This window comes from Rhizobium sp. PK7-22 (assembly GCF_056530405.1).
In genome coordinates this window covers 3,607,273-3,619,173 of record NZ_CP096514.1, presented here as the reverse complement: position 1 = coordinate 3,619,173, position 11,901 = coordinate 3,607,273, and the positions used below count along the sequence as shown (strand labels likewise).

General features: G+C 64.0%; 11 protein-coding genes. 6 read left to right on the top strand and 5 right to left on the bottom strand.

Going from position 1 to position 11,901, the window contains the following annotated elements; all coding sequences use genetic code 11:
• Positions 1–10: 10 nt before the first annotated feature.
• Positions 11–163, bottom strand: coding sequence for a hypothetical protein (locus tag M1E10_RS22520; protein ID WP_499175018.1), 153 nt, complete (start codon positions 161–163; stop codon positions 11–13).
• A gap of 180 nt (positions 164–343) precedes the next feature.
• On the opposite strand from M1E10_RS22520, the gene M1E10_RS22515 reads away from it, so the two are divergent.
• A complete protein-coding gene (locus M1E10_RS22515) occupies positions 344–853 on the top strand; it encodes a ferritin-like domain-containing protein (protein WP_499175017.1) in 510 nt (169 codons plus the stop codon).
• Between the two features lie 99 nt (positions 854–952).
• On the opposite strand, the gene M1E10_RS22510 is transcribed toward M1E10_RS22515, so the two are convergent.
• The 4 genes from M1E10_RS22510 to M1E10_RS22495 all read right to left on the bottom strand — a co-directional run bounded on the left by M1E10_RS22510 (position 953) and on the right by M1E10_RS22495 (position 5,236).
• Positions 953–1,171: a hypothetical protein gene (locus M1E10_RS22510; RefSeq protein WP_499175016.1), complete on the bottom strand. Its 219-nt coding sequence runs from the start codon at positions 1,169–1,171 to the stop codon at positions 953–955.
• Positions 1,172–1,299: 128 nt separating this feature from the next.
• Positions 1,300–3,282, bottom strand: a complete 1,983-nt coding sequence (gene asnB, locus M1E10_RS22505; RefSeq protein ID WP_499175015.1) for an asparagine synthetase B family protein — start codon at positions 3,280–3,282, stop codon at positions 1,300–1,302.
• Positions 3,283–3,389: 107 nt separating this feature from the next.
• A complete protein-coding gene (locus tag M1E10_RS22500; RefSeq protein ID WP_499175014.1) occupies positions 3,390–4,763 on the bottom strand; it encodes a mercuric reductase in 1,374 nt (457 codons plus the stop codon).
• Entirely contained in the window at positions 4,760–5,236 is a 477-nt protein-coding gene (locus M1E10_RS22495; RefSeq protein WP_499175013.1) for a DUF4126 family protein, read from the bottom strand. Before M1E10_RS22495 ends, M1E10_RS22500 begins: the two co-directional genes overlap by 4 nt.
• Positions 5,237–5,416: 180 nt before the next feature.
• Here M1E10_RS22495 and M1E10_RS22490 point away from each other — a divergent pair, with 180 nt between their 5' ends.
• From M1E10_RS22490 to M1E10_RS22470, 5 genes are all read left to right on the top strand, one after another.
• Positions 5,417–7,243, top strand: coding sequence for a sensor histidine kinase (locus tag M1E10_RS22490; protein WP_499175011.1), 1,827 nt, complete (start codon positions 5,417–5,419; stop codon positions 7,241–7,243).
• Entirely contained in the window at positions 7,243–8,610 is a 1,368-nt protein-coding gene (locus M1E10_RS22485; RefSeq protein ID WP_499175009.1) for a sigma-54-dependent transcriptional regulator, read from the top strand. Before M1E10_RS22490 ends, M1E10_RS22485 begins: the two co-directional genes overlap by 1 nt.
• 218 nt (positions 8,611–8,828) lie before the next feature.
• A complete protein-coding gene (locus tag M1E10_RS22480) occupies positions 8,829–9,812 on the top strand; it encodes a type 2 periplasmic-binding domain-containing protein (RefSeq protein ID WP_499175007.1) in 984 nt (327 codons plus the stop codon).
• 95 nt (positions 9,813–9,907) lie between these two features.
• On the top strand, positions 9,908–10,369 hold the full coding sequence (locus tag M1E10_RS22475) for a tripartite tricarboxylate transporter TctB family protein (protein ID WP_499175006.1): 462 nt from the start codon (positions 9,908–9,910) through the stop codon (positions 10,367–10,369).
• A 9-nt stretch (positions 10,370–10,378) separates the two neighbouring features.
• The gene (locus tag M1E10_RS22470) at positions 10,379–11,884 is read left to right on the top strand and encodes a tripartite tricarboxylate transporter permease (RefSeq protein ID WP_499175004.1); all 1,506 of its coding nucleotides are present in this window, start codon (positions 10,379–10,381) and stop codon (positions 11,882–11,884) included.
• Positions 11,885–11,901: the final 17 nt, after the last annotated feature.

Sequence of the window (11,901 nt, the reverse complement as noted above, 5' to 3'; positions counted from 1 at the left end):
TGGCATCACGTCAGGCGTAGGCGGGCGGGTTGTTTTCGTCCGGGTTCGGGTTCGGAGTCTCGTCGGGCAGACGGTCGGGCTCCGGCTCTTCGATCGGCGGCTCGGGCCGGCCATCCGGCGTAGGCAAGGGTGGCGTCTCAAGAGGTTCGCGAGGATCAGTCATCAATGGCTCCCATTGCGATTGTGTCATCCAACCCGGTGCGCCTCCTTTGGTTCCAAGATCACTCCCTTCCTCGGACTTCTTCTGACATAGTCGGCGTGGACGTCATTGGTCGAGCGGAACCGGCGGCTCCTGCCGGCCGTTCGTTTACGGAATTACGGATTGACGTGGAAGGAGGATAGGGTGGCGCATACGCAGGATCATTTCGCAAATTGGCTTCGGGACGCCCACGCCATGGAGGAGCAGGCGGTGACCATGCTTGCGGCGCAAGCAAAGAGGATCGAGAACTATCCGCTTCTCAAAGCGCGGATCGAACAGCACCTTGCCGAGACGAAACAGCAGGTCGTGGCGCTGCAGAAACTGCTCGACAAACTGCCGAACCGCCGCATGTCGATGCTGAAGGACGTCACCGGGCGACTGACCGCAACCCTGCAGGTGCTGGGCGGGGCGCTGACCCAGGATGAAGTCGTCAAAGGGGCCATGGCTGCCTATGCCTTCGAACATGTCGAAATCGCCACATACCGCGTGCTGATCGCGGCAGCCGACGAACTGGGGGAGACGGAGGCTCAGGCGGTCTTCGAAGGAATCCTGGAGGAAGAGATGGCAATGGCGTCCTGGTTGCAGGACAACCTGGACGATACGACGCGGCTCTTTCTCATGCGTGACGAACGGGAACTCCAGGCCAAGCGGTAACCACCGGCGCTGCTCGCGGCGAGACACGAATCCAGACGAGGTGGTGCAGACATCTCCCGCGCGATAAACGCGGGAGACTGAGGGAACCGGTAGGAACCCTTATTCGTCGTCAAGATGGTTGGCTTCGTGATCCTGAAACTGCTCCGTCTGCACGGCTTTGCTGTCGAGGCCACGTTCACGCGAGTGCTGCGCCTTGTCACGGTTTGAAAGGACCATGTTCTCCGGCAGGACCGATTTGTCGATGTCGGACATTGCGCCCGTCCCGCTCTGCTTTCCCTGAGCGCCGGATCCGAAATGCTTCGAACTTGCATTGGCCATGTCATTCTCCTTGCGTGTCCGTCACGCGTAGCGGCGAACCGTTTGCGATCTACACGAGCCCAACTGCTGCTCGAGAAAATGGATCCAGGAAAATCGTATGGCCGGGTGTTGGACGTGGCACAGCAATGTTACCGTCCAGCGGTAGCCCGTGGCAGATGAGACGGGCCAGCTTTCGCCGCTTGCCGCGCAGCCTGCGGCTTTGCGAAAACCTGCAGCCAGAGTTGCGTCGACAGGATCCCGACGAAGGCAGCGTTATCGCGAAATCCGCTGACCGGTCGGGTCTGGCATTTCTGGTGAAGCCGAGTGACCGCCTTCGGATCGAAGAGACCACCCGCCTCCAGAGCTTGGCTGCCGAGAACATCGCGGACGTATCCTGGCTCTGGAGAAAAGAAGGAACTGCTGTCCGGGGCTCGATAGGGCTGCTTCGGACGCCGCACCACTGTCTCGGGCAGCAGAGTTTTTGCGATCCGACGCAGGATGTCCTTCTCGCTCAGCCCCTTCAGCTTGGAGTCTGGGTGGAGCCGGTTGGCAAATTCCACCAACCGATGGTCCAGGAAGGGGAAGCGGCCTTCGATCCCATGCGCCATGGCCATGCGATCGCCCTGGCTGGACAGGATGTAGCCCGGCAGGAGAAAGCGGGCCTCCAGATACTGCGCCTGGTGAAGGGGGTGCCAGCGGGAAAATTCTGTCGGCAGTCGGGATGCGAGATCCTCTGCTGCGTCATATCCCTGAAGCGTCGATCGCAGTTCGTCCGAGTAGAAGATCTTCGCTGCGGCGGTGCTGCGGAAGCGCGGTCGATGCGAGAACAGCGGATCGTCGGGCGCATCCTTGTTGGCACTGAAGAAGGCCGCCAGATATTCGGTCGACTGCTGCTTCAGGCCGGGCAGGTAAGGATAGAGCTTGCGAAAGAGATGCGGGCGGATGCGCGAGCCGGGCTGGCGCGCACAGAAACGCCGGACCCTTGCCTCGCGAAAGATGTCGTAGCCGGCAAAGACCTCGTCGGCACCTTCGCCGGTCAGCACCACCTTCATGCCGGATTGCCGCACGAGTCCAGAGAGCTGGTAGAGGGGTGCGGGCGCCGTGCGCAGCACCGGGCGCTCGGTGAAGCGGATGACGTCCGGGAAGCTGTCGGCAATGTCTTCGGGTCGACATGCTATTGACCGGTGATGGGTGCCGAGGATTTCCGCGACCTGTCGCTGGAATGTGCTCTCGTCGTGCTCGGCACTGTCGAAGGTAACGGAAAACGTGTTGAGGCCACCGGGAGCCATGGGCGCCGCGAGCGCAGCAATCAGCGAGGAATCCAGGCCGCCGGAGAGGTAGGAGCCGACGGGGACGTCGGCACGCATCCGTAGCCGCGTCGCATCCAGCAACAGCGCCCGCAGTTCCTCCTCGGCTTCGCCCTCGTCTCGATCCGGTCGCAGGTCGGCGAGATCGGGATAGGCAAGGCGCCAGTAGGGTGCGACCCTGGCGTGACCGTTTTCAATGACCAGGGAAGTGCCGGGCTCCAGCTCGCAAATATTCTTGAAGGCGGTGCGCGGCGCGATCGGCGCCCAGAGCGTGAAGATCTGGTCCAGGGCAAATGGATCCAGTTCCGCCTCTATGCCGGGCACAGCAATCAGCGCCTTTACCTCGGAGGCGAAGTAGATGACGCCGCGCCTTTCCGTGTAGAATAGCGGACGCACGCCCATACGGTCACGGGCCAACAGCATGCGAGCGCGCCGGCGGTCCCAGATCGCGAAGGCGAAATCACCGTTCAGGCGTGAAAGGCAGTCGTCGCCGTAGTGGGCATAGAGCTGGAGCAGGACCTCCGTATCGCCGCCGGTGCGGAAGCGGCAGCCGCGGGCGATCAGGTCCTCGCGCAGCTCCACGTAGTTGAAGATCTCGCCGTTGAAGGCGATGACGAGGTCTCCGTCCTCGCTTGCCATCGGCTGATGGCTGTCGCCGAGGCCGACGATCGACAGGCGGACGTGGGCAAGGCCGATCCCCGGCGCCGAGAACGTTCCTCGGCCATCGGGACCGCGGTGGGCAATGGCCTGCGCCATGGATTGCAGCAGAGGCTCCGGCCCATCCGGAACATCAACCTCTCCAAAAAAGCCCGCAAATCCGCACATGTTCTTCCGATCCGACCTGTAGTCCCTCAAGCTTAAACGCAGAGAGTGCAGCAGCGGTTAACCCGCACTGCGCCGAAACGGCGGAGGCAGAGGCGGTAAACGGGCGGTCAAACCGGCTCCATCGCCTGGATGACGGTCGGCCACAGTTCCGAGACGGTTGGATGGATCGGTACGGCCCAGCGCAGCTGATCGGCGGTGGTCCCGGCGTTCATCATGTCGAGCACGCCGTGGATGGCCTCGTCGCCGCCGGTGCCGAGGATGGCTGCGCCCAGGATCCGGCGGCTGTCCGCATCAACGATGATCTTCATGAAGCCCTGGGTCTCGCCCTTTTCGATGGCGCGTCCGACGCGGCTCATCGGGCGGGTCCCGACCAGCACCTTGTGCCCCGCGTCCTTTGCCTGCGCCTCCGTCATCCCCACGCGCCCGAGTGGGGGGTCGATGTACAGCGCGTAGCCGAGCAGGCGGTCGGAGACCTTGCGGTTCTCGCCATCCACCAGATTGGCGGCGACGATCTCGAAGTCGTTGTAGGCCGTGTGGGTGAAGGCGCCCTTGCCGTTGCAGTCGCCGAGCGCCCAGATGCCGTCGACAGTGGTGGAGAGGCCGTCGTCGACCTTGATGTAGCCCCGCTCGTCCAGTTCGACGCCTGCCGTCTCCAGCCCGAGATCGTCGGTGTTCGGGCGCCTGCCGGTGGCGAGGAGAACGTCCGAGCCAACAATCTCCGGCTCGCCTTCGCTGCACTCGAGGCCGACGGCGACACCCTCGTCGTGGCGGCGGAAGCGGATGCATTCGGCGCCGGTGCGAATCGCTAAGCCTTCGTTCTCCAGGATCTCGCGGATGGCCTGGGAGACGCCCGGATCTTCGCGACGGATCAGCCGGTCGCCCTGCTCGACAATGGTGACCTCGGCCCCGAAGCGGCGGTACATCTGGGCAAACTCCAGGCCGATATAGCTGCCGCCGACAATCACCAGATGGCGCGGGACACGATCGAGCATGACGATGCTGCTGTTGGTGAGGTAGTCGATGTCCTCGATCCCCGGAAGATCGGGCACCACCGCCCGCCCTCCGACATTGATGAAGATCTGCGGGGCCTGCAGCAGTTCGTGGCCGACCCTCACGCTGTCGGGCCCCTCGAAGCGCGCGTGGCCGCGGATCAGCGTGCAATTCTCCATGCCGCCCAGCCAGTTCTCGTTGTTGGTGCGGGCATCGAGCGTCACCTGATGCGAGCGCTGCATCACCTTTGCCATCTGGACCCGCAGAGGACCTTCAAAGGAGAGGCCATAATTCTCGACGCGGCGGGCCAGGTGCGCCGCATAGGCGCTCGCCACCAGCGCCTTCGTCGGCATGCAGCCGGTGTTGACGCAGGTGCCGCCGACATGCTGGCGTTCGATGATGGCAACCGTCTTGCCCGCGGCTGCCAGTCGCCCGGCGAGCGGAGGGCCCGCCTGGCCGGTGCCGATGATGATCGCGTCGAAGGTCTTCACGACAGTGCCGCCATGGGCACGGCACTGATGATGAGCCAGGCACCGATGATGGCGACCGCATCCTCGATGAAGGCCGCCGGCGTATCGCGCCCTAGCGCTTTCGCCAGCGCCGACCGGAAAGCTGCTCCGCCCAGAGTGCCGATCACGGCGCCGATCGCACCGGCTGCCAATCCGCCGGCCCACATCCCAAACCCGGCGCCGATGGCCGCGCCGGACAGGCCGCCCATCACCACGCGCGTCGCAAACTGCGGTGGAACCTTGCGGCTCGGTGTCGACGGCAGCTGGTCGGTGACCAGTTCGGCCACGGCGAGAATGGTGAGGATAATCACAGCCCAGATGGAGCCCAGGAAGGACAGCCAGGTGCCCGTCAGGGAGAGAACGCCCAGGTAGGCGGCCCAGCTGACTGCCGCGGGGGCGGTCATGGCGCGAAGTCCCGCAACGATGCCTATCAGAAGTGCGAGGAGGTAGACCATGGCGAGCCCTTTTCCGGCCGTGAGGAAGCATGCTGTACCTGATCCAATCACGCTGCAGACAGGAGTCAAGTGAAGCTTGTCCGACTGTGCTGGAGCGGTCGTCGATCGGCAACAATCTGTAGCAAATGGCGCAGGCTGCCCCTATGATCAGGGCATCTTGCTGGGAGGAGCCGGATTGACTTGCCCCATCGTGTCCTGATCGCGTCGATCGTCTGTGTTGCCGTCGTGCTGTCCGTCGTCTTCGGCGGCGGAAGCATTGCATCCCGCAGCTATCTCGAGGAAACCGCCGCGCAGGCGCGCACCACCTTGCGGCTTGCCGTCTCGGCGCTGGAAGGACATCTCAAGCGCTACGAGGCGCTGCCGGCCCTGATCGCCGACCAGGAGAACATCGAGGAACTCGTGCAGCGGCCGGACGACGAGCAGTTGAGGGCGGTCGCCAACGCCTATCTGAAGGACATCAACGGACTGCTGACATCGTCCGACATCTACGTCATGACCATGGACGGTGATACGGTTGCTGCCAGCAACTACGATGGACCCCTGAGCTTCGTTGGCGAGAACTTCAGCTATCGTCCCTATTTCCAGGAGGCCGCCCAGGGCCGGCAATCGCGGTTCTATGCGCTCGGGACGACGTCGCTGAAGCGGGGCTATTATTTCGGCGCGCCCATTCGCGTCGATGGCCAGATCCTCGGGGTGATCGTCTTCAAGGTCGATATCGACGCCATCGAGCGTTCCTGGAGCGGTGGCGACAGCCGCATCTTCGTCTCCGATCCGGAAGGCATCATCTTCATGACCGGCTCCCCGGAATGGCTTTATTCCGCCATCGAGCCGCTGACGCCGGAGCGCCTGGCCCGCACCGAGACATCCCGCCGCTATGCGGACGCGTGGTTGCGCGAGCTGCCGGTCAAACGCGGCACCTATGCCGGGCACGACAGCATGACGATCTCGGACGGGACGACGGACCGGGAATATCTGGTCGCCTCGGCGCAGATGGCCGATGCCGGCTGGACCGTCAACGTGCTGATCGATACCGGCACCGTGCGCGCGCAAGCGAAGACCACGATCGTCGCCATCCTGTTGTTCCTGTGCCTGGCGGGCCTTTTCCTGGCGATCATCCTGCAGCGCCGTGCCAGTCTCAACGAGCGAATGCAGATGCAGGCGGAGGCCAAGGAAGAGCTGGAACGACGGGTGGAAGAGCGCACCGCCGATCTCGCCCGGGTCAACAGCCGGATCGAGAAGGAGATCGCCGAACGCCGGATGACCGAGAAACGCCTGCGACAGACGCAGGCGGATCTGATCCAGGCGGGCAAGCTTGCGGGCCTGGGGCAGATGTCGGCGGCGCTTTCGCATGAGTTCAACCAGCCGCTGGCAGCGGCCAAGACTTACGCGGAAAGTGCCGCGGTCCTGATCACGCGCGGACGCATCGACGAGGCGAGCGACAATGTGCGGCGGATCTCCGCCTTGATCGACAGGATGGCGTCGATCAGCCGCCATTTGCGCAATTTCGCCCGCAAGCCGAAGGAGAAGCTCGGTGCCGTCTCCCTGGACGAGGTGGTGCGGGACACGCTGGAAATCGTCGATGCCCGGCTGAAGGCGGCCGATGCGGAACTGACGGTGATGCTCGGACCGGAGCTTCCGCAGGTCAGGGCAGGGGCGGTGCGGCTGCAACAGGTGCTGGTCAACATCATCACCAATGCCGCTGATGCGGTGGAGGGGCTGGAGAACCGGCAGATCAGCCTCACGGCCACGGTCGATTCCGGCAAGGTCGTCGTCCTGGTTCGCGACCACGGCCCGGGCGTTGCCGCCGCGATACGCGAGAGGATCTTCGATCCATTCTTCACCACGAAGGGCGTCGGGAAGGGGCTCGGCCTGGGACTTTCCATTTCCTACAACATCGTCAAGGATTTTGGCGGCAGCCTGACGGTCACCGATGCTGCCGAGGGCGGCGCTGTGTTCCGGATCGAACTGGAAGCCGCCAGCGAAAATGCGCTCGAGGCGGCGGATTGATGGACCAGAGGGTTCTGCTGGTCGATGACGAAGAGGAATTGCGCCGGTCGACGGCGCAGGCGCTCGAGCTGTTCGGACTGTCGGTGCAGACATTTTCCACCGCCGACCCGGTGCTGGAGCTGACCGGCTTCAGCTTCGACGGCGTCGTCGTGACCGACATCCGCATGCCGGGCGTCGACGGCATGACGCTCATGCATCGCATCCGCGAGCTTGATCCTGAAATCCCGGTGATCCTGGTGACCGGGCACGGCGACGTGCAGCTGGCCGTCAAGGCAATGCGCGAAGGCGCCTATGATTTCCTGGAGAAGCCGTTCACGCCACAGCATCTGGCCGGCGTCATCCGCCGGGCGCTCGACCGCCGTGGCCTGGTTCTCGAGAACCGCCGGCTGCGCGCGGTTGCCGGCAAGCGCGACGATCTGGAGGCGCGGCTGCCGGGCAGGACGCAGATCATGGTCGACCTGCGCTACCGGATCCGTGCCATCGGGGCGACGGACGCGGATACGCTGATCATCGGCGACACGGGTGCGGGCAAGGAGGTGGTGGCACGCGCGCTCCACGACATCAGTCCCCGCGCCAGCCGTCCGTTCATCGCGATCAACTGCGCAGCGCTTCCCGAAAACCTGATCGAGAGCGAGCTGTTCGGCCACGAGGCGGGCGCCTTCCCTGGGGCAATCCGGGCGCGGTTCGGCAAGTTCGAGCACGGTCGCGGCGGCACGATCCTCCTCGACGAGATCGGCTCGCTGCCCTTCGACCTGCAGGCCAAATTCCTGCGGGTGCTGCAGGAGAGGGTGATCACCCGGCTCGGCTCCAACGAACTGGTGCCGCTCGATGTCCGCTTCATCGCCACCAGCAAGGTGGATCTCGAGGCGGAGGTGGCAGCAGGGCGCTTCCGCGCCGACCTGCTCTACCGGCTGAATGTCGCGACCATTCATGTTCCGTCGCTCGACCAGCGCCGCGCCGACGTTCCGCTCCTCTTCCTCCACCTGGTGCGGGAGGCTGCCGCACGCTTTGGTCGCGACGATATGGAGGTGCCGCCGGACGTGATCTCCTCCGTTGCGCAGAGGGACTGGCCAGGCAATGTCCGGGAGATGCGCAATGCCGCGGACCGGCTGGTACTCGGGCTTGAAGCCGCGACCGTCGACGCGGGTGCCGGTCGCGACGTCAGCGGCCGCCTGTCCGAAAAGGTCGCCGCATTCGAAAAGAACATCCTCGCCAGCGCAATAGCGGCGCATGGCGGCGCGCTGCGACCGGTCTATGAAGCGCTCGGCATCTCCCGCAAGACGCTCTACGAGAAGATGCAGAAGTATGGGTTGGATCGGCGCAACCACGGGCCCGATCAGGTCTCCGACGACGACCGCGATCTCTAGCTTTCCTACGGTTTCCAGCCGCGATGGGTGGATTTCCACCCATTGAACGGCCCGGTTGTTTCCTTTTCCACCCATGTTGCAGAGCGGCAGACGATAATAGGGTCTTCAGCAGCGGGTGGGCGATTGCGACTCTCGAAATTCGGGCATCAATCTTCCGGCAGGCTGGCGCTGGAGGAGCTTGCGCCGGCTCGAAGAGATTTTCATCCTGGAGGAGTTCCATGAAAACCCTGAACGCCATCATTGGCGCCACCGCGCTTGCGGCTGCCTCTCTCATGTCCGTCGCTGCCGGTGCGCAGACCTACCCGGACCGCACGATCACTATGGTCGTGCCGTTCGCAGCCGGCGGCCCGACCGACACGGTTGCCCGCCTGGTCGCCGAAGCCATGTCCAAGGACCTCGGCCAGCAGGTCATCATCGAGAACGTCGGCGGTGCCGGCGGTACGCTCGGCGCCGCCCGCGTGGCCAATGCGGAAGCTGATGGCTATACCCTGCTTCTGCACCATATCGGCATGGCGACCAGCGCCACGCTCTACCGCAAGCTGCCCTACGACACGCTGAACGCCTTCGAATATGTAGGCCTCGTCACTGAAGTTCCGATGACCATCGTCGCGCGCAAGGATCTCGAGCCGACCGACCTGCAGGGCCTTATCGAGTACGCCAAGGCCAACAAGGATACCGTTACCGTTGCCAACGCCGGCATCGGCGCTGCCTCGCATCTGTGCGGCATGCTGTTCATGAGCGCTCTCGAGACACCGCTCGTCACGGTCCCCTACAAGGGAACCGGCCCGGCCATGACCGATCTTCTCGGCGGCCAGGTCGATATCATGTGCGACCAGACGACGAACACCACCAAGCAGATCCAGGGCGGCACGATCAAGGCCTACGCCGTAACATCGCCTGAGCGCCTGGACGTTCTCAAGGATGTTCCGACGGCTGCCGAAGGTGGCCTGTCCGACTTCCAGGTCGGCATCTGGCACGGCATCTATGCTCCGAAGGGCACGCCGGCAGAAGCCGTCACCCGCCTGTCGGACTCGCTGAAGCTGGCGCTCGTCGATCCGAATGTGGCTGCCCGCTTTGCCGAACTCGGCACGGAGCCGTCGCCAGAGACTGACGCCACTCCGGAGGCCCTCAAGGCGAAGCTCGAAGGCGAGATCGCCCGCTGGAAGCCTGTCATCGAGGCTGCCGGCGAATACGCCGACTAAGCGCCGCTGCGCTGTTGAAGATCCTCTCCCTGACCTGCAGGGGGAGGATTTTTCCTTGGCGCGCCCGCTGCGCCCCTCCAAGTTCCGGAGCGACCATGAGATCCTCGAAATTCGACACCACAAATCTTCTTTGCGGCCTGCTGTTCATCGGCCTTGGCCTGTTCTTTGCACTTCAGTCCCTGACGCTGGACCTCGGCACGGCATTCCGAATGGGCCCCGGCTATTTCCCCCTGATCCTTGCCTGCGCGCTCATCCTGTTCGGCGGCATCATTCTCGTGCAGTCGCTGCGCAGCGAAGGGGAAGCGATCGGCCACATCGCCTGGCGCGGCATGCTTCTCATTCTGCCGGCTCCGATCTTCTTTGGGCTGACCGTTCGCGGACTGGGATTCGTGCCGGCAATTTTCCTGGCGGCGCTCATCGCGTCATTCGCGTCATCGAAGATGAAGCCGCTCACCGCAATGGTTCTTTCGTTCTGCCTGACGATTTTTTCAGTCCTCGTGTTCAGCTACGGGCTCGGCCTGCCGTTCCGCCGTTTCGGACCCTGGCTCGGCTTCTAGGAGGGGCAGATGGATTTTTTCAGCAATCTCGCTTTGGGTTTCGCGACGGCTTCGTCGATCGAGAACCTGTTCTTCTGCCTCGTCGGCGTGCTTCTGGGTACGCTGATCGGCGTTCTGCCCGGCATCGGCGCCACCGCCACGATCGCCATGCTGCTGCCGATCACCTTCCAGCTGGAGCCGGTGTCTTCGCTGATCATGCTGTCCGGCATCTATTACGGTGCCCAGTATGGCGGCTCGACGACGGCCATTCTCATCAACATGCCCGGTGAATCCTCGTCCGCGGTCACGGCCATCGACGGCTACCAGATGGCCCGGCAGGGGAGGGCGGGGGCAGCGCTGTCGATTGCAGCACTGGGGTCCTTCTTCGCCGGCACGGTCGCGACCTTCCTGGTGGCGATCTTCGCACCGCCACTGACCGCCATCGCCCTGCAGTTCGGCGCGGCTGAGTACTTTTCGCTGATGGTCGTCGGCCTGGTCTCGTCGATCGCGCTGGCGCATGGTTCGATCATCAAGGCGCTGGCGATGGTGTCGCTGGGGCTGCTGCTGGGGCTTGTCGGCACGGACATCTATACCGGCACGCCACGCTTCACGCTGGGCATCCGCGAGTATTCCGACGGTCTGAATTTCGTCGCCGTGGCCGTCGGCGTCTTCGGCATCGCGGAGATCCTTCGCAACCTGGAGAGCGAGAAGACGCGGTCGCTGCTGATGGCGAAGGTGAGCGGCCTGTTGCCGACGAAGGACGACTTCAGGCAGATGATCGCCCCGGTGCTTCGCGGAACGGTCATCGGATCCGCGCTCGGCATCCTGCCCGGTGGCGGCGCGATCCTTGCCTCCTTCGCGTCCTACACCGTCGAAAAGCGGATGTCGAAGAACCCGGAACAGTTCGGCCACGGTGCGATCGCCGGCGTGGCAGGTCCTGAGTCGGCCAACAATGCCGGCGCGCAGACCTCGTTCATCCCGCTCCTGACCCTCGGCATTCCGGCAAACCCCGTGATGGCGCTGATGATCGGCGCGATGATCATCCAGGGCATCGTTCCGGGTCCAAACGTGGCGACGGAGCAGCCGGCTCTGTTCTGGGGCATCATTGCCTCGATGTGGATCGGCAACCTGATGCTCGTGGTCCTGAACCTGCCGCTGATCGGCCTCTGGGTGAAGCTCCTGACGATCCCCTATTACGTGCTGTTCCCGATCATCATGGCCTTCTGCGCGATCGGGGTCTACAGCGTCAATTCCAACGTCTACGACCTCTACGCCGTCGCCTTCTTCGGGTTCATCGGCTACGTCCTGGTGAAGCTCCGGTGCGAACCGGCGCCGCTGCTCCTCGGCTTCGTGCTGGGGCCGCTGCTCGAGGAGAACCTGAGGCGGGCAATGATCCTCGCCCGTGGCGACCCGAGCACCTTTGTGACCCGCCCGATCAGCGCGACGCTGCTTCTGATCGCGGCGGCGGTCCTGCTGGTCGTGCTCCTGCCGAGCGTCCGCAAGAAGCGCGAAGCCGTCTTCCAGGAAGAAGACTGAGACAAGCTTGCAGGCGC

Excerpts from the sequence above, each read along its gene's own strand:
- M1E10_RS22485 (WP_499175009.1), top strand. The coding sequence starts at position 7,243 with ATGGACCAGAGGGTTCTGCTGGTCGATGACGAAGAGGAATTGCGCCGG.
- asnB (WP_499175015.1), bottom strand. The coding sequence starts at position 3,282 with ATGTGCGGATTTGCGGGCTTTTTTGGAGAGGTTGATGTTCCGGATGGG.
- M1E10_RS22495 (WP_499175013.1), bottom strand. The coding sequence starts at position 5,236 with ATGGTCTACCTCCTCGCACTTCTGATAGGCATCGTTGCGGGACTTCGC.
- M1E10_RS22520 (WP_499175018.1), bottom strand. The coding sequence starts at position 163 with ATGACTGATCCTCGCGAACCTCTTGAGACGCCACCCTTGCCTACGCCG.
- M1E10_RS22480 (WP_499175007.1), top strand. The coding sequence starts at position 8,829 with ATGAAAACCCTGAACGCCATCATTGGCGCCACCGCGCTTGCGGCTGCC.
- M1E10_RS22510 (WP_499175016.1), bottom strand. The coding sequence starts at position 1,171 with ATGGCCAATGCAAGTTCGAAGCATTTCGGATCCGGCGCTCAGGGAAAG.
- M1E10_RS22470 (WP_499175004.1), top strand. The coding sequence starts at position 10,379 with ATGGATTTTTTCAGCAATCTCGCTTTGGGTTTCGCGACGGCTTCGTCG.
- M1E10_RS22475 (WP_499175006.1), top strand. The coding sequence starts at position 9,908 with ATGAGATCCTCGAAATTCGACACCACAAATCTTCTTTGCGGCCTGCTG.